Origin of the sequence: Reichenbachiella sp. (assembly GCF_033344935.1) — a bacterium.
Taxonomy (GTDB): Bacteria; Bacteroidota; Bacteroidia; order Cytophagales; family Cyclobacteriaceae; genus Reichenbachiella.
The window spans coordinates 446,138-464,021 of sequence record NZ_JAWPMM010000001.1; the positions used below are offsets into that span (position 1 = coordinate 446,138).

Genomic DNA, 17,884 nt, shown 5'->3' on the forward strand with positions numbered 1-17,884 from the left:
TATTAGATTGTTAATCGATTTGTGAAAATCAACGTATTTTTGGAGCACTTAATTAAACAAAATCGATTCAAGATGAATATTCCTGAAAACTTACTTTATACAGAAGATCACGAGTGGGTAAAGATAGATGGCGATGTAGCCACTGTTGGTATTACAGATTTTGCTCAAGGTGAGCTTGGTGATATTGTATATGTAGAAATCGAAACTGAAGGTGAAACTATTGCCAAAGGTGAATTATTCGGAACTATAGAGGCGGTAAAAACGGTGTCCGATTTGTTCATGCCTATGTCTGGTGAAGTGGCAGAGTTCAATGAAGAGTTGGAGTCCGAGCCAGAGATTGTAAACTCTGATGCTTATGGCGATGGTTGGATGATCAAAATCAAACTTTCAGACATGAGTGAAAAAGATAGCCTGCTTTCTCCAGATGCTTACAAAGAGTTGATAGGGAAATAATCCCTTCAAAATCCATATTCAAAAAATTGGTAATAGGATGGACAGGTGCCATCCTTTTTGCTACACTCTCTCCTTCGGATGGTGATCCTCTTTTTGAGATACCCATTCCACATTTTGATAAAGTAGTTCACTTTGGGCTATTCATGATTCATGCTGTTTTTGTAGGGCTGTCGCAAGATCTTAGAAAAGGTCTCGTTATTGGAATATTGAGTGGTATTTCTCTAGGGTTATTTACAGAATGGATGCAATCTTATGTCCCAGGTCGGCACACCGACATTTACGATGGTTTGGCCGATGTCTGCGGAACCCTATTCGGACTCCTTTCGGTATACATAGTTAGGTCCAGAGAATCAGCTACTTAGCATCAGTCTTGTCAATTGTTGATTTATTGTGGATTAATTCTGTTGAAAAAAAATGAATTAGCATAGATATAATCTGGACTTTCGTATATTTGAAGTTGCTATTAGAAAAGAAATTTTATTTAATTAAATAAGCATGGAGCTAAAAAAAGACCCGAAAATATCTCTAGAGAGAAAGTCAGGGATGTTTTTTAACATTGGCCTTGCTATCAGTTTATTACTAGTCATCACTGCCTTTGAGTGGAGATTTTATGATGATGGAGGATTAGTTGATTTAGGTCAAGTGGATGATGATTTTGAGGATATCATGGAGATTCCTCCAACCGAGCAACCACCACCACCACCACCAAAGATCGAATTGCCTAAGATTATAGAAATTCCTGATGAGGAAGAAATCGAGGAAGAGATCGAAGTGGATTTGGATGTGGAAATCACAGAAGAAACAGTTATTGAAGATATCGTATTCGAAGAAGCTCCTGAAGAGGAAGTTGCAGACGAGATTTTTGATATTGTTGAAGACCAGCCAGGACCTCCGGGTGGAATGGCAGCGTTCTACAAGTACGTGGGTAAGGAAATGAAATATCCTAACCAGGCGCGTAGAATGGGTATCGAAGGTAGAGTGTTCGTTCAGTTTGTAGTGGATAAGTCTGGAAACCTTACTGAAGTTAGAGCTATCAAAGGTATTGGAGCTGGATGTGATGAAGAAGCAGTAAGAGTATTGAAAAATGCTCCTAAGTGGACTCCTGGTAAGCAGAGAGGTCGTCCAGTAAAAGTAAGAATGATTCTACCTATTACGTTCAAGTTGAGCTAATAGAGAAACGATAAGAAACAAAAAACCCTGATGGTAGACCATCAGGGTTTTTTTATGTCTGTATTTTTTGAAAGGAAAATTAAACTACGTTCAATACCTGCTCCTTGATTTTTTCCAATTCATCCTTCATGTCTACTACCAACTTCTGGATGTCCGAGTTGTTGGCTTTAGATCCAATCGTATTGATCTCTCTTCCCATTTCCTGACTGATGAATCCTAATTTTTTGCCTTGTGATTCCTTTACTGCAAGGGTTTCGTGAAAGTAGGAAATATGGTTCTGTAGTCGAATAATCTCTTCGGCTATATCTAGCTTTTCTATGTAGTAGATCAATTCCTGTTCAAAACGATTAGGGTCTGACTTTTCGGAGGCCGCCAATTCAGATAAACTCTCATTGATTCGATCCTTAATGGCGATTATTCTTTCAGGATCTTTCTCTTTGATAAGGGTTAATTTTTGGTCAATACTTTTGGCAAAAGTACCTAAGGCAGATTCGGCAGCTTGTCCTTCTTGTATGCGAAATTTTTCACATTCTACTAGTGCCTGATTGATCAGGGTAAAGAGTTGTTCTTTATCTACCAAGTCATTGGTTGTGTCCGAATATTCGAAAATATCTGGCTGTCGAAGTACTTCTTTGATCAGTTCAGCATCTGACAATTCGGCCTCACTGACCACAGTTCGCAACTGTTTTTTATAATGATTAAATAGTGATTGATTAAGGACTCCCGCGCTACCAACACCATTTTTCAGCGTGATATCAATACTAAAATTGACCTTGCCTCTGACGATTTTATCTGTCAATATTTTTTTTATCTCGTTTTCGTACGCAGCTACTTCTTTAGGCAGCTTCGTGGAGATATCGAGAAACTTCGAATTGAGGGATTTGATTTCAACATCAATGCTCATTTGATCATTCTCAAAATTGGCATGGCCGTACCCTGTCATAGATTTAAGCATTTGCAATGATCGTCAAATAAGGCCAGTATTAAAAATAGAATAGATTAGGGGCGGGTTTAAAAATCGTAGCCTAAACTCAGATAGAACTGCATGTCGCCGACTTCATAATCGGCAATTGGCTTAGCAAAATCGAATCGTGCATAATAACCAAGAAGTACTGTACGTATACCAAACCCATAACTCGCCAGCCAGGGATTATCTGAAGTCCTGATGACTGCTTCAAAAGGAGACCCTTCTCTTTTGACCACCTTGCTATTGACTTCATGCTCGTCACTAAACGGAGACTTACCGGACCAGGAAGAGCCAAGGTCGTAGAATCCTATCGCCTGGAAGTTCCTTAGGAAATTAGACTTGATAGACCCACGAGAGAAATACTTGAATATCGGAAACCTAAGCTCGGCATTCATGGCCAAGACATTCGAGCCGCTAAAAGTGTTGTAATCGAAACCTCGTAGATTGACAAACTCAGCAAATAGTATATCGGTATTATCTTTTGTGTTACTGAAATGAAGTGGCGAATCTACCTGATCTGTGTTTTCACTGTCGTTAGCCACCCAATTATCCATACCACCAAGCATGTAAGTTTTAGGATTGTTTCCAAATGATCGCCCGAAGTAAATACGCCCGGCGAAAATCAACTCTCTTGATATCTTTTGATAACGACGAAGGTCAACCGAGAAGTTGCTGAAGGTAAGATCGTTATCAGAGACAGCCTGATAATGCTCAAAAGATATTTTGGCACGGCTTCCCTCGTATAGATTTAAACCATTGGCTAATGTATTATCATATACCCAGTGTGCTTTAATCCCTGCAAATGTGTTTTGTGACTCTAGTACATAGGGTTCTTGTGGTGGGAAATTTCTCTGTAGAGCATCTGGACTTAGATTGTTGAATCGCGTAAACGTAACAAACGGCTGTAAATCAAAACGTGTGGCCACGGAAAGTGGTAAAGATGCTCCCACTGTGAAGGTATTCTTTTTATACTTTTGAATAATCTCATCCCCTGCCCCAGAGAAATCAAAACGCTCTTCCAAATAAACGTTTCTATCATATCTCGCCATCAAATCAATGGTGTATTTTAAGAATCGGTATTCCGCAAAGAAGTCACCGCTTTTCAGGTCTGTAATAGCTAAAAATCCCCCATAAAACTTATGGTTTTCCAGAATATCATTCATTTCGTATTCCATCAAAATTCCAAAGCCGCGAATTGGATCAATTTTAAATGTGGTGATGACGTTATTGGATGAGAAGGCAGTTTCATAAGCATGAGGACCTGTTACGCTTGGTTCCTTTTGCATTTTCTGATAGGTAGTAAGAAAAGAAAAGGCTTGCCCATCCTCTTCATCTTCTTCTGGCTCATCTTCGAATTGGTAATCATCCGTATCAATAAATACATCTTCGTAATCTTCTTCCTCTTCTTCTGTCTCTACGCCTTCACTCTCAGAAGAAATATCAAAAAGGCCCTCTCCCAACTCGAGCTCTTCGGATGGTAGATCATCTTTGCTCTGTTCAGCTCTTCGCTTTTTTATAAACTCTACTTGTTCTATTTGGTTGCGTAAAGTAGGTGGGGTAAAGGTGGTTTGATCCAGGTTGTAATTTTGGTGGAGGTAGATCCTAGACTTGCCATTATTCAGCATTAAAAAAGCCAAGTCGTGATTTTGTCTGTTAATATCATATTCCTGCAAACTTGCCCGGAAATTAGACACCTGATTATAAATACCATTCGAAAAATTGTATTTGTAAAGGTTGTAGATCCCTTTTTGATCACTTAGGTAGAATACATTCTCACGATCAACTGGCACAGGGTAATAATCATTGCTCAAAGTGTTGGTCATCCTGTAGACCACGTTTGTGGTGGTATCTAAATCATAGGCGAACAAGTTCAAATTGTTCGGGGCATCATTGATATTGTCTAGTTCAAGATTCAGTGTGTCGCTCGGACGGTTGGAGCTGAAGACAATCGCATCCGTGCCCGGGATAAACTTTGGATTCAAGTCATCGTACTTGTCTCTGGTAAGTCGTTTTACAGCATTTCTCCTCATGCTGATTAGGTACAGGTCGTTCTGCCCCTGAATGTCAGCACTAAGCACCGCCAACTTTCCATTGTCATTAAAACCGATGCCTTGAATTTGATTAAACCTAAGAAGGGACTTTCGTTGTTTAGTTCTGGTAGGAACATCGTAGGAAACCAGATAATTGGTGCCATACCAGTTTTGTATAATACCCAATTTGGATTCGGTAATCCATTCGATGATTGGAAGCTCAAGAGTTACTTCCTGATTGATGACATGGTAACCACCACGAAGCGCAGTTCTTTCTCTTCCGTTGTCGAGATTTCTTACATTCACGGTGTACTTGCCGCGGTAGTTGTTGACATAGGCGAGATATTTTCCATCAGGACTCACACGAACCTTGGTAAGCTTAGCCACTTTGCCGGTTTTATTGATCAGCTTGTTGTCCTTTTCAGGGGAATCATAAGCTGCATCCAACGAAGCATTTGCATTTCTGTAGTATTCGGCCCATTCGTATTTAAACTGCTTGAATGAAATTCCTAATGAGCTCGCTATACTGTGTTCAGGGTTTCTTATAATTCTTGTTAGGTTGAGGATGTTGGAAATGTTGCTGGGCCCATATTTAACCGCGATATAGTTCCACACTGACTGTCCTACCATTTGTGCTCTGATATCTTCGAGACGATTCAGTTTTTTTGTTTTTCTTTTGGTTAAGAAATCCCTCATATAATCGTCCATCTCAACACTCCATCCATAGGCGGCGTAGTTGGCCGCTCCTCCTATGAACCACTCGGGCAAATGAAGCAGATAGGCACTTTGAAACATTTCTGCCAAACTCCCTCCAAACATCATATCGTCCAATAGCATTTTTGTTAAACGATACTTTAGTTCTTTTTTGAACTCAACAATGCTACCCGGATAGGCAATTTCTACCTGTAGTTTGACAAACTTGGTTTGCCCGGCAATGGTAAAAGTAGCCCCGTCCACACCGATGTTACTCTGCTTCAGGTCAACAGGAGAATTGTAAAGGAAAATTTTTGTTTTGGAAAAAGGTGCATAGCCCAGCATGTCTGTGAGCTTGTCATACTCTTCGTCCAGATAGTCCAAGGCTAATTTGGCATATTCTTCCCCCAGCGCGTAATAATGAATATCATAGTCGTCTGTACTGTAGTAGTACCAGTCATAGCTCTTGTATTGCACTCTATTTTGGCCAAATACTTTTCTATGCTCCTGAGCTTGTACAGCCAGTGTAGAAAGTAAAAGAAGACCAATAAGTAATGCTCTCAAACGCATGCAGTTAATTTTTGGGTTCTGTCGAATAGTATGAGTAATAACGACTTATATCAATTTCAGTATCTAGCACCTCTCCATCCAACAAATAGGCCGTGAATAGTTTTGAACACTCTGGGATTAAAGAAACACCCTTAGAACCAAAACCATTAAAGACATAAATATGTTCATTATCTGGATGTTTTCCAATGAATGGTCGGCGATCTTTTGTGGCTGGCCTTATCCCTGCCCTTCTTTCCGTTACTTGATATGTTTCGTTTAGCAACCCGCTCAATTTCTCTTTCAATTCATTTTGTCCGGCTTCAGTAGGTTCCATATCATCAAACTGATGCTTATAGGTAGAACCTACCCTGATGTTCTGATTTTCAAATGGTAAAATGAAGACTCCTCGATTATAGATAGTCTTTGGCCTTTTATCCATTTCGATGTCCATTATTTCGCCCTTTACTGGATGAAATGGTAACCATCGAAACCATTCGGATTGATGAGCCATGATCCCATTACAGAATATTATTTTCTTGAATTTCAAATCACTGAATGAAAAGTGATCAGAATGGCTCTTCAAATCCTGTTCATAAAACATTGTTTCCTGATAACTACCCTTATCGATCAAATAGTTTTTATTGGCCTTTAGAAGATTGAGGATATTCACATAACCGGCTTGCTTTAAAAACAACCCTCCATATTGGTCATGTAGCTGGTGTGCATCTATGTGAGTGGTAGCTGTTTTGTCAATATAGTGGTTGAATTTTTCATCTGATTTTTTGGCTTCCCAGTCGTTTTGATCATCTATGGCGAAGTATGGACGGTACACTCCAATAGGATGAAAAAATTTGGACACCAATTTACCTTCCAGTTGTGGATAAAAATTGAGCAGTTCAGGAAATAACTCATCAGCCTTCCAGGTTTTAAACATCTTTCGGCCGGTGATTGGATTGAATATACCTGCGGCTACAGCCGAGGAATGATTCTGGTCCGGTTGATCCAATACCATGATTTTTTGCCCCCTTTCGAGCAATCTTTGGGAAAGTATGGCTCCTGCCAGACCATGACCGATGATTAAGTAGTCGTACATGTTATATTTGCGATTGAGCAATAATCCTACAAAATTGCGGACTTACTATTATAAAATATGATCCAAATTCAGAATTTTGTTTTCAATCCCTTCATGGAGAATACCTATGTGTTGTATGATGAAACCAAAGAAGCGATTATTATCGATCCGGGATGTTATGAACAGGCCGAAAAGGATGAACTGACAGACTTCATTGAAACGAATGAACTTAAGGTCGTCAAACTCATCAATACGCATTGCCATATTGATCATGTTTTTGGTAATGCTTTTGTAAAGAAAAAATACGGTGTGACTTTGACGATTCATAAGGAAGACGAAGCCACACTAAAATCTGTGGAAGTTTATGCGCCAGCTTATGGATTTCAGAATTTTGAAAACACCGAAGCAGAAGAGTTCTTTGATGAGGGAGATCAGATAAAGTTTGGCAATTCTACCCTGGATATCTTTTTTACACCGGGTCATGCACCAGGCCATGTCGTTTTGGTAAACCAAGAACAAAATATTTGCATCGGTGGAGATGTACTTTTTGATGGAAGCATTGGGCGTACAGATTTGCCAGGAGGAGATTTTGATACACTTATTAAAAGTATCCATGAGAAGGTATTCGCACTTGAAGATGAAACCGTAGTGTATCCTGGACATGGAGGAACCACAACCGTAGGAAAAGAAAAAGTCTCCAATCCATTTTGCGCCCTATCCAGATGAGCATTCGAAATTTCACTCCCAACGCCCTCACGAGTCTCAATTTGGCTTTTGGCTGCTTTGCTATCGTGGAGATATTTGAAGGGAGGTTGGAGAATGTTATTTATTACACGCTCTTATCGGGGGTAGTAGACTTTTTTGATGGGTTTTCCGCCCGTCTGCTAAAGTCCACTTCAAACATTGGCAAAGACTTGGATTCGTTGGCTGATATGGTTTCGTTTGGGGTAGTTCCTGCGCTAGTCATGTATCAATTATTGCAAATCAGTGCGCCAGATACGCCTTGGAAATATACCGCCATTTTAATAGCGGTGATGTCGGGACTTCGATTGGCCAAGTTCAACAATGATGAGCGTCAATCTGATCGATTTTATGGTCTACCCACTCCAGCTAATGCTTTTTTGATTATTTCGTTAGCTTATTTGGCAACAGAGGGCTTTTGGTATGATATAGTTAACAATTGGATGGCATTAGTGGGAATTACCTTTACCACTTCCTTTCTTCTGGTAGCTGACATTCCCATGCTGGCTTTTAAGTTTAGTAAATATGGATGGAAGGGTAACGAAGCAAAGTATAGCTTTTTATTACTGAGTTTGGTGATGGGAATTGTATTTCAGTTAGTGGCTGTACCATTAATTATTGTCATGTATATAATTGGTTCAGTAATTGCACACCTGATGTCGCCAAAAGCATAAGGAACAAAAGTACCCACCAGTGGATTTGACAGGAATAGGTTGAAAAGGAAAGTACATATCATATCGGCAGTTTTGCTTTTGTTATCTATTACACCGGATGTGGTAGGGCAAAATACCTCGGTACTATCCAATGGAGAGTGGTTCAAACTAGCTGTGATTGAAGATGGTCCTTATAAAATAGATCATACCTTTCTGACCGAGATGGGATTGGACCCGAGTAGCATCGATCCAAGAAAGCTAGCTATTTATGGAAACGCTTATAATGGCATGCTTCCTCAGGCCAATGATGGACCCAGACCTAATGACCTCGTTGAAAATAGCATTTTGATTGTTGGTGAATCCGATGGGAAGTTTGATGCAGGAGACTACCTACTTTTTTATGGTAAATCATCTGACCACTTTAGTTTTGATTCCTCATCTGATACTTTTCAGTTCGAAAGAAATGTCTACAGTGACACGGCTTTTTATTTTCTAACGATTCAAGAATCGAATGGGAAAAGAATTGCAGAAACCAGCCTTCCAGTAAATGGAGCTACGGTATCAAACACTTACCTTCAACTTCAAGCACATGAACTAGAGACAAACACAATAATTAGCTCGGGTCGTCATTGGTTTGGTGAGCGCTTTACAACCTCAGAAAGAACCCAAACCATTGGATATTCAGCTGATGGAATCGTGGGTGGTTCTGATATTACACTTTATATGGGGGTAATGTCCAGATCCACAGAGGCTTCTTCATTCGACTTGTCTTTGAATGGACAAAGTTTAGGCTCCATTGTGATGGATCCTATTTCATCTGGAACTTATGTGACTCAAGCCGATACTAAAAACGATACCTTAAGTATCAACAGCACATCAATAAATAATTTGGATGGCCTTTCTCTGCAATTGACATTTAATGAACCTGGTGTTAGTGATGGTTATGTGGATTATGCACATCTGCTTTATGAAAAGAAATTGGATTTGTCTTCTGGCGTTTTGAATTGGTTTAAAACATCCAGTGACCAGGCTTTTAGCGTGTCAGGTACAACGGCATCCAGTAGAATTTGGGATATTTCTGATCCGACTGGAGTAAAAAAGGTAATTGCAGAATCTGGTAGTAGCGATTTATCTTTCGGGACGACAACAGATACAGATCACTTTTTAGCGTTTAATGAAGGGCAGGAAATAACCCCATTATTAAGTAAGCCTATATCCACTCAAAACCTACATGGTTTACCATCGGCAGATGGTATCATTATCACTCATGATAATTTTCTACCTTCAGCAAGAAAACTGGCTGATTTCAGGTTAGCCCATGATGGGCTGCTGGTTGAAGTGGTTACTGTGCATCAGATATTTAATGAATTTTCAAGCGGAGCACAGGATGTGACAGCCATTCGTGATTTCATTAGATACCAATATGAAAAATATGGCGAACTCAAGTATGTCTTGATGTTTGGTGATTGTTCATTCGATTATAAAGATAGAAGCATCAATTCTACCAATTTTGTTCCTGTGTACGAGTCTAGAAACTCTTTGCATAGGCTGTGGAGTTATTCTTCAGATGACTATTTTGGATTTATGGAAGCTGATGAGGGCGAGTGGGTAGAGACTTCAGCTGGTGATCATACGATGGAAATTGGAGTTGGGCGTATTCCTATTCAAACAAATGAAGAAGGAGAAGGGGTAGTAAACAAGTTGATTCGCTATCAGACCAATCGCTTAGGTTATGGTAAATGGAGAAATAAAATGACCTTCATCGCAGATGATGGCGACAACAATATCCATCAACAAGACGCTGAAAAAATGGCTGAATTTGTGGATACCACAAGAACAGAGCTGAATGTAAACAAATTATACCTTGACGCTTATCCTCAAGAACAGAATAGGTCTCCGGAGGCCTCTGATGCTTTTTTGAAGGCTATATCCCAAGGCAATTTGATTGTGAATTTTACAGGCCACGGCAATGAAGGACAGTTGACCCATGAAGATATTTTTAATGAATTCATGATCAATGATTTGAGCAATAACATAGTGATGTCATTGTTCATAACCGCTACTTGTCAGTTTGGCAATTATGACGACCCCAATCGAGTCTCTGGAGGTGAAAAAATGGTACTACTTCCTTATGGTGGATCAGCCGCATTGATTACCGCCACAAGACCTGTATTTTCGAATACCAACTATCAGATTAATGAGGCATTTTATTTCTCGGCAATGGAAAAGGTAGATGGTAAATTCAAAAGGTTGGGAGATATTATGCGTGAAACTAAAAACAATAGCCTCGTAGGTGCAGGCAATAGAAATTATGCGCTGCTTGGAGATCCGATGATGAGAGTTGTCTACCCAGAGCAAACGATAAGCTTGAAGTCAATCAACGGAAAGCCCATTGACCAGTTAGATACTTTGAGAGCTTTCGGAAAATATCAAATCACCGGAGAGGTTCAATCAAATGGGGTTCGTGATCCAAAATTTAGTGGTGAGGTGACGTTGACAGCATACGATAAACCAGCTAGTTTTCAGACATTGGGTGATGAGTCGACCAAAGAGATTTTTGGAATCAGAGATGTGCTTCTTTTTCAGGGCCGAGCGACGGTCACCGAAGGGGAGTTCAACATTGAGTTTATAGTCCCCAAAAACATTAATTACTCTTTCGGAGAAGGCAAACTTAGCTTTTATGCACTGAACCATTTATCTACAATAGATGCCCATGGCGCATTTTCTGAAGTGATTGTAGGAGGATCGGAAAAGTCCGCCAATACCGACCAAACACCCCCAGAGATCGACATATATCTTAACGACAGTACCTTTCAGTCAGGAGAAACTGTTGGCGCTTCTCCTTTATTGCTTACAAAACTGACCGACGAAAGCGGGATTAACATTTCAAATGCTGGTTTTGGAAACGAACTCTTACTCTATCTGGATGGTTCGGAAGCGAGGGTGTTAAATGAATATTATGAGGCGACTCTTGACACCTATCAAGAAGGTTGGATTACTTATCCTTTGGATAATCTTGAGGCGGGTAGACATGAACTGACCATTGAGGCTTCAGATATATTTAACAACTCTACAAGTCAAACAATAGAATTTTTCATTACAGAAGAAAATGGAATAAAATTGACTGAAGTACTTAACTACCCAAATCCTGTAATGCCAGCTGAGGAAAAAACCACTATCAGGTTTGTGCATGACAGATTGGGTGAAGACCTTCGAGTTTTTCTCACTATTACAGATATGCAAGGGCAAGAAATATATACCCGAATTTATCGTTTTGATAATGTTTCTGAAAATACACTTCAGCTTGACTGGAACTTGAATAGTCCAGGTGCAGATAGAGTTAGAAAAGGGATATATATTTATAGGCTCAAAGTACAAAGCCAGATAGATAATTCTTCTGGAGAAGTGTTTAGAAGGATAGTAATCATGAATTAGCTATCTTGCGCACGTTAATTTTTAATCTATGACAACGACAACAATTAAAAGGATTTTTATAACCGCCTTCCTTTCACTACCTAGCCTAGTTGTGTTTGGACAAATAAATTTGGATGATTTAGCCGGACAGGAGGGATCACGAGTGATTACCACTGCAGTACCATTTGTCAGTTTTGCCCCAGACTCAAGGGCATCCGGCATGGGAGATGCAGGAGTAGCGACCTCACCGGATGCCAATAGTGTGCATTGGAACAATGGAAAATTGGCATTTATTGATAAGGACTATGGTGTCTCGCTCTCATATGCGCCTTGGCTGAAAAATATAGTGGGAGATATGTCTCTCTCTTACCTCTCTGGATACTACAAATTGGATCGAATTCAAACCATAGGAGTTTCTATGAGATACTTTGATCTGGGAGAGATTCAATTGACCGATAATTCAGGAAATGCTTTGGGTGTTGAAAACCCAAGAGAAATGGCTTTTGATGCCACTTACTCAAGAAAGCTAACAGAAAAGATCGGTATCGGAGTGACTGCCAGATATATCTGGTCGAACCTCATCGGGAGTGTGACAGGAGCTGCTAAACCAGGAAAGAGTTTCGCTGTGGATTTGGGCTTTTATTATACCAACCCTATTGTAATCAGTGGTAAGGACTCAGAGATTTCATTTGGAGCTGCTATTACCAATATTGGACAAAAAGTAACTTATAGCAATGAAAGTGAGGCTGATTTTATTCCAATTAACCTGAGGGTTGGTACGGCCTTGAAAGTAGGCTTGGATGCTTATAACTCACTGACCTTTGCTTTGGATTTGAACAAATTGATGGTTCCAACTCCTCCCATCTATGCAGTAGACCCGGATACGGGAGAGCCGGTAGTAGACAACAACGGTGATCAGGTAATTTTCAAAGGGAAAGACCCAAATAGAAATCTATTGGCAGGTATGTTCGGATCATTTAGCGATGCGCCAAATGGTTTTTCTGAGGAAATGCAGGAGATTATGATTGCTACAGGTGTAGAATACTGGTACAAAGAACTATTCGCAGCTCGTCTCGGCTACTTTTACGAAAATCAAAACAAAGGAGGCAGACAATACCTCACTTTGGGTCTCGGGTTCAGATACCAGAAATTTGGAATTGACTTTTCCTACTTAGTACCAGGGGACAACAATCACCCGCTGGCAGAAACGGTAAGATTCTCTTTACTTTTCAATTTTGAAAAGGCGGAAGTACAAGATACTACAGTCAATTAATGCTAGATAGAACCATTGCCCCACCGGCAGGAGAAATTGTATTCGGTGGGCTACCAAAAGTTAATCGACAAACATTTGATTCAGGAGTTTCTCTGTTTTGGCTTAGTGCTGGTGATCAGCCTGTTGTTAAAGTTGAGCTTGTATTCGAATCTGGGATTTGGTTCGAAACTCAGAAAGCTACCTCCTGGCTCACAGCCAAAATGTTAGCTGAAGGAACGAGCAAAAAAACGGCACGCCAAATCACTGAGGGGTTTGAACAACTTGGTGCTTTTTTAGAAATCAATCCAGGCTTTGATGATGTATCTATCGCTGTCTACGGTTTGCAAAGAAATTTTGATCAAGTCATTGCCTTGCTCAATGAGATCATCATTGAGTCCATTTTTCCAGAGCGTGAGTTTGAAATACTAAAATCAAACCGAAAAGATCAGATTACTCTAAATGACAACAAGAGCAATTTGTTTGCTTCCAAAAAACTACGAGAAGCCATCTATGGTGCACAATTTAGCTATGGGCAGGGACTTGGAGTGGATGACATTGATAGAATACAGCTCACTGACATAAAACAATATTATTCAGACCGACTATTTCACAACCCTAAAATTTATCTCTCTGGCCAAGTCAGTGATCGTTTGGTGAGTTTGGTTGAAAAAAACATTGTATTTCCTAAGTCCAATGAGCCAGTAAAAAAAGTGATTGATTTTGAATCATCCACTCGAGATATATATGTAGAACGAGAGGGTAGCATGCAATCGTCTATCAGGATGGCATGGTTGATTCCTGATCGGAATGACGAGAATTACTTTGATTATCAAATCACAAATAGTTTATTAGGAGGGTACTTTGGATCGAGGCTGATGAAAAATATACGGGAGGACAAGGGATATACCTATGGCATTCATGCCTATCCTGTCCATCTCAAGCACAGCTCTTTTGGGATGATTGCTGGAGATGTAGTAGCCGCGCATACTAAAGACACTTTCGCTGAAATTAAGGCAGAGATCGACAAATTGTTGAATGAACCGATTCCTGGAGAAGAGATTGAAACACTAACCAATTATTTGGCAGGCTCTTTTTTATCATCACTAGGCACACCCTTTCAGCTGATGGGTAAATTCAAAAAAATTGAAGAAGCCGGCTTAGATATATCCTATTATGATCGGTATTTTGAAGCCCTAAGGGGTGTGAATGAGGATTCAATCAAAAAGGCGACAGAGAAATATTTTAATGCCAGCAAGGCCTATACTGCGATCGTTGGTTTGAATCAGTAGTTATTCCACTTCTTCTGATCCTGTTTTCAAACAGATGTATCGCCCATTGGATATTTCATTAATACTGAAATACCTTAATGGAATGCTGTACCGGCCAGAGGAGTCAATCAAGCCGTACAACCCTCGACGTTCAACAATAAAATGACCATCCATAGTAGGTTGAATATGGGTATAAGATGGTTGAAGTAATGGGTCTCCAAACTGATTGAAGAGTCCAAGTTTTCCATTCTTATTACCTAGTAAAAAATCATGCGTTGTGATATGGATTGAATCAAATTCAATTTTGATTTTTACACTACCGGTATGATCTATAGCTCCAATTTTCCCATCCCTTCGGACTAGAGAAATACCATTTTTAAATGATGTTACCTGATCATAAGTAGGTTGAATGACTAGCTTTTCTTTCTTGTCAATAAACCCCCATTTGTCATTGAGAGAGACCGCAGCCAAATCAGAAGTGAACGGTTTAGTTTTTTCGTATCTATTGGCGATGAGTAGTCGCTGTCCAAAATCAACAAACCCGTACTGCCCATTTTTTTTGATGCTAATGAATCCCTCACCCTCATGACATATTTCCTGAATGTCTTCTGATAATGGGATAATCCAAAAGCCTTTGGAATTGATAAGTCCGACCTGATTACCTTGAGTGACTACGGCAAACCGCTTACTCAGCGGCTTGGAAATACTGTCATATTCGGGATGAAGGATGATTTCACCTAAAGGTGAAACAAGCCCTACCTTACCTTCTTCAGTCGTTTCGGAATAACCAAAAGGGTTAGGTCGTAGGTGGTTGTAGGTCTGGAAAAGAATTTTCCCCCGGTAATTGATGAGGTCGGTGCGTCCGCGTTTAGTCACCAAAGCGGTATTTGACTTTTGAATAGTCACACGATCGTATTCATATTCGCCAATGAACTCTCCAAATTGGTTAATGATTCTTTTGGACCCTAGATAGTTCACACGAGCAATATTTCCTATAAAAAGACCTGCTTCATCAAATTTGGCTGGGATGGCCATTTTTCCCGAATGATCAATGTACCCCCAGTAGTCATTTCGTTTTACTGGAATCAAATTATTACTGTTGGCCAAGAGACTATCAAATTGTAAAGAGGATATATTCGATCCAAATTTGTTGATGATGTTCCATCCATCTCCAGCAGAGGCGTATATATAATTGGCGTCGAAGATCAAGGTGTCAAAACCGCTTTTGTTTACCTGCTCGCCATTGTATTTGATGATTCTATAGACACCATTTTTTACAATCACATTCTTTCGAAATGCGGAAAGCTGTTTCAGAGATTGACCACGGTACACCATTTCAAAGTCTCTATTTAAAATCTCAGAAAACCCGTTGCGACTTACGACCATTAGATCAGAAGAGATTTCAAAAATAGAGTCGCAATAAAAGTCTTTCAGCAAAGAGTGATTAGCATCAAATATTTGAAAATGTTTGAACTCCTCTGTTTGATTGAGCGAAGGAATACTTTTAAATTCAGCTTTGTGAAGAATCGTTCCTGCTGAATCAATCGCTCCTACTTTTCCAGCTTTTATAATCAATGAATAGTGATCCGAAGCAGGTGCTATACTATCCAGTGAAGCCTCTATCTTGATGAGACCATTTTTGTTAATTATACCATTTTTCTTTTTTTCATTGGTAAATACGAACAGGTCGTCTTTGAAATAGGCAATACGGACGAAGTCTGTAGGAAGTAGTTTTTTCCCTTGCTGAGAAAGAAGGCCATAGTAGGATTTGCCTCTTTTCCTTTCCGATACGATTAATAAATCTTGAAGTGGTTTGATCGAGTGATATTTGAAATCCACAACCACTTCTCCTTTGAAATTTATTACACCAAAGAACAGTTCATTTGAAAACTTTCCTTTTATGGAAGCTATGATAAGATTTCTATGAAAGGCCTCGAGTGAGTAGTACCTTGGGCTAGTGATAACCTTATTCTTAATGGTTATTAGTCCCCAGTGTTCTTTCTTATATCCAATAACTGAATTAACGGGAACATTTAATCCTTTACTCCAACCTAGCTGATTGTATTGGGCTGGAATAAGAATTTCTCCATTTTCGTCTTTTAAACCAACCTTTTCTCCCTCTTTATAAATGTCAATGGGAGATTGGCTTAGCACAATTTCTGTTTGAAATTGTAAGAAAGCGATGAAGAGGAAGGTTATTAAATAGGTGGGATACTGTTTTATTCTCACCCTTTGGATTTGATTTTTTCCGACTGTTCTTCCAGGTTAAATAAGTCGTTGAGTACTTCTATCAATGAATCAGCTTCACCTCTTTGACATGCCGCTTTCAATTGTAACACTGGCAGCTTGATGATTTTATTCATCATGTTTTTAGTGGCTGTCTCAAGTAACTTGGTTTCAGCGTCATTGGCCTTTTTCAAGTAACGAGCCATTTCGTTCTGACGAATTTCTTCTAAAGCATTCTTGAGTTTATTGATCACTGGAGAAACTTCCATTTCTTTAGACCAGCTCCCAAACTCATTAATCGCTTCGCCAATAATTGCCTTCACATCAGGAATCGCAGCCAATCTTCTGTCGAGTGCTTCAGTAGCTTTCGCCTGGATGCCATCAATGTTGTATAGTAACAGACCATTAATCTCTTCAATGTGCTGGTCAATGCTTCTTGGCATAGACAAATCAAAAAGATATTTATGACTCAAGATCTTATGATCTTCAAAGGTGTTTTTAGTTATCAATGGTTGGTCTACTCGAACCGAAGAGATAATCACATCAGCATCTAAAAGAGCTTGTTGGTGATTTTCAAATGGCATAACCGTAAATCCGAACTCGGTTGCCAAGGCATTAGCCTTTTCGATGCTTCGGTTGCAGATCACTACTTCTTTCTCTGCGATGTGTTCAAGGTTTCGAACCACGTCTTCTCCGATTTCACCAAGGCCGAGCACCAAAATGTTTGGCTTTTCATGTGCCGAAGTCAATTCATCGATAAGTTCAACGGTCGCGTAAGAAACAGAAGCGGCGCCATCTCTGAAAGCGGTCTCCTGTACCACGCGCTTGTTGGTGAAGAAAATGGTATGAAGTAATCGGTGTAGGAAAGGTCCTACAATATTTTGATCAGCAGCTAACTGGTAGGCTGATTTGATTTGGTTGATAATTTGCAAATCACCAACGACCTGTGCCTCCAATCCTATCGAAACATTAAACAGGTGTTGCACTGCTTGTCTGTGCTCACTGAGATTGGAGAAATATTTTTTGTATTCTGAAATGTTGGAAATGCCTTTGGCTACGCCGATCAATTTGATGATTGTTTCATATTGATCCGAAGGAGAAGAATAATATACTTCGGTGCGATTACAGGTAGAGATAATCAGTGCTTCAGATATATCCGCATAATCTTCTATCAATTCGAGAAGCTGCTTGCTTTGCGCTTCATCGAATGCTACCATTTCCCGTACGTCAACTGGCGTGTTTTTATAAGATAAACTGACCGCCTTGAATTGATTGTGCATACACTTACTATTCGAACTGGCAAAATTAACCCAAAAAGAAATATTTTATATGACGAGAATCATGTCAGCCCTTATTTAGAATCTATATAAATAAATACATCAACAGAAAAAATAAT

At 39.7% G+C, this 17,884-nt stretch carries 13 protein-coding genes; 8 read left to right on the top strand and 5 right to left on the bottom strand.

Going from position 1 to position 17,884, the window contains the following annotated elements:
- Positions 1-72 precede the first annotated feature (72 nt).
- The 3 genes from gcvH to R8N23_RS01840 all read left to right on the top strand — a co-directional run bounded on the left by gcvH (position 73) and on the right by R8N23_RS01840 (position 1,623).
- Entirely contained in the window at positions 73-453 is a 381-nt protein-coding gene (gcvH, locus tag R8N23_RS01830; RefSeq protein WP_318169858.1) for a glycine cleavage system protein GcvH, read from the top strand.
- Between the two features lie 26 nt (positions 454-479).
- Positions 480-815 carry a VanZ family protein gene (locus R8N23_RS01835; RefSeq protein ID WP_318169859.1) on the top strand — a complete coding sequence of 112 codons (336 nt, stop codon included), beginning with the start codon at positions 480-482 and terminating at the stop codon, positions 813-815.
- A gap of 133 nt (positions 816-948) precedes the next feature.
- Positions 949-1,623: an energy transducer TonB gene (locus R8N23_RS01840; RefSeq protein ID WP_318169860.1), complete on the top strand. Its 675-nt coding sequence runs from the start codon at positions 949-951 to the stop codon at positions 1,621-1,623.
- Between the two features lie 79 nt (positions 1,624-1,702).
- On the opposite strand, the gene R8N23_RS01845 is transcribed toward R8N23_RS01840, so the two are convergent.
- The 3 genes from R8N23_RS01845 to R8N23_RS01855 are packed head-to-tail and all read right to left on the bottom strand — an operon-like array spanning position 1,703 to position 6,955.
- Complete coding sequence (locus R8N23_RS01845) at positions 1,703-2,578, bottom strand: YicC/YloC family endoribonuclease (protein ID WP_318169861.1); 876 nt, start codon at positions 2,576-2,578, stop codon at positions 1,703-1,705.
- Positions 2,579-2,634: 56 nt separating this feature from the next.
- A complete protein-coding gene (locus R8N23_RS01850) occupies positions 2,635-5,883 on the bottom strand; it encodes a translocation protein TolB (RefSeq protein WP_318169862.1) in 3,249 nt (1,082 codons plus the stop codon).
- A gap of 4 nt (positions 5,884-5,887) precedes the next feature.
- Positions 5,888-6,955, bottom strand: coding sequence for an FAD-dependent oxidoreductase (locus tag R8N23_RS01855; RefSeq protein ID WP_318169863.1), 1,068 nt, complete (start codon positions 6,953-6,955; stop codon positions 5,888-5,890).
- Between the two features lie 57 nt (positions 6,956-7,012).
- Between R8N23_RS01855 and R8N23_RS01860 the strand changes: the two genes are divergently transcribed.
- Genes R8N23_RS01860 through R8N23_RS01880 form a run of 5 tightly spaced genes read left to right on the top strand, consistent with a single transcriptional unit; the run spans position 7,013 to position 14,283 of the window.
- Positions 7,013-7,660: an MBL fold metallo-hydrolase gene (locus tag R8N23_RS01860; protein WP_318169864.1), complete on the top strand. Its 648-nt coding sequence runs from the start codon at positions 7,013-7,015 to the stop codon at positions 7,658-7,660.
- On the top strand, positions 7,657-8,349 hold the full coding sequence (locus tag R8N23_RS01865; protein ID WP_318169865.1) for a CDP-alcohol phosphatidyltransferase family protein: 693 nt from the start codon (positions 7,657-7,659) through the stop codon (positions 8,347-8,349). The genes R8N23_RS01860 and R8N23_RS01865 overlap by 4 nt, the downstream gene beginning before the upstream one ends.
- Before the next feature lie 39 nt (positions 8,350-8,388).
- The gene (porU, locus tag R8N23_RS01870) at positions 8,389-11,763 is read left to right on the top strand and encodes a type IX secretion system sortase PorU (RefSeq protein WP_318169866.1); all 3,375 of its coding nucleotides are present in this window, start codon (positions 8,389-8,391) and stop codon (positions 11,761-11,763) included.
- 28 nt (positions 11,764-11,791) lie between these two features.
- A complete protein-coding gene (gene porV, locus R8N23_RS01875) occupies positions 11,792-13,015 on the top strand; it encodes a type IX secretion system outer membrane channel protein PorV (protein ID WP_318169867.1) in 1,224 nt (407 codons plus the stop codon).
- Complete coding sequence (locus R8N23_RS01880) at positions 13,015-14,283, top strand: pitrilysin family protein (RefSeq protein WP_318169868.1); 1,269 nt, start codon at positions 13,015-13,017, stop codon at positions 14,281-14,283. The genes porV and R8N23_RS01880 overlap by 1 nt, the downstream gene beginning before the upstream one ends.
- On the opposite strand, the gene R8N23_RS01885 is transcribed toward R8N23_RS01880, so the two are convergent.
- Complete coding sequence (locus R8N23_RS01885; RefSeq protein WP_318169869.1) at positions 14,284-16,491, bottom strand: WG repeat-containing protein; 2,208 nt, start codon at positions 16,489-16,491, stop codon at positions 14,284-14,286.
- Entirely contained in the window at positions 16,488-17,768 is a 1,281-nt protein-coding gene (hemA, locus tag R8N23_RS01890) for a glutamyl-tRNA reductase (RefSeq protein WP_318169870.1), read from the bottom strand. The genes R8N23_RS01885 and hemA overlap by 4 nt, the downstream gene beginning before the upstream one ends.
- Positions 17,769-17,884: the final 116 nt, after the last annotated feature.

Excerpts from the sequence above, each read along its gene's own strand:
- gcvH (WP_318169858.1), top strand. The coding sequence starts at position 73 with ATGAATATTCCTGAAAACTTACTTTATACAGAAGATCACGAGTGGGTA.
- R8N23_RS01840 (WP_318169860.1), top strand. The coding sequence starts at position 949 with ATGGAGCTAAAAAAAGACCCGAAAATATCTCTAGAGAGAAAGTCAGGG.
- R8N23_RS01845 (WP_318169861.1), bottom strand. The coding sequence starts at position 2,578 with ATGCTTAAATCTATGACAGGGTACGGCCATGCCAATTTTGAGAATGAT.
- R8N23_RS01850 (WP_318169862.1), bottom strand. The coding sequence starts at position 5,883 with ATGCGTTTGAGAGCATTACTTATTGGTCTTCTTTTACTTTCTACACTG.
- R8N23_RS01855 (WP_318169863.1), bottom strand. The coding sequence starts at position 6,955 with ATGTACGACTACTTAATCATCGGTCATGGTCTGGCAGGAGCCATACTT.
- R8N23_RS01860 (WP_318169864.1), top strand. The coding sequence starts at position 7,013 with ATGATCCAAATTCAGAATTTTGTTTTCAATCCCTTCATGGAGAATACC.
- R8N23_RS01865 (WP_318169865.1), top strand. The coding sequence starts at position 7,657 with ATGAGCATTCGAAATTTCACTCCCAACGCCCTCACGAGTCTCAATTTG.
- porV (WP_318169867.1), top strand. The coding sequence starts at position 11,792 with ATGACAACGACAACAATTAAAAGGATTTTTATAACCGCCTTCCTTTCA.
- R8N23_RS01880 (WP_318169868.1), top strand. The coding sequence starts at position 13,015 with ATGCTAGATAGAACCATTGCCCCACCGGCAGGAGAAATTGTATTCGGT.
- hemA (WP_318169870.1), bottom strand. The coding sequence starts at position 17,768 with ATGCACAATCAATTCAAGGCGGTCAGTTTATCTTATAAAAACACGCCA.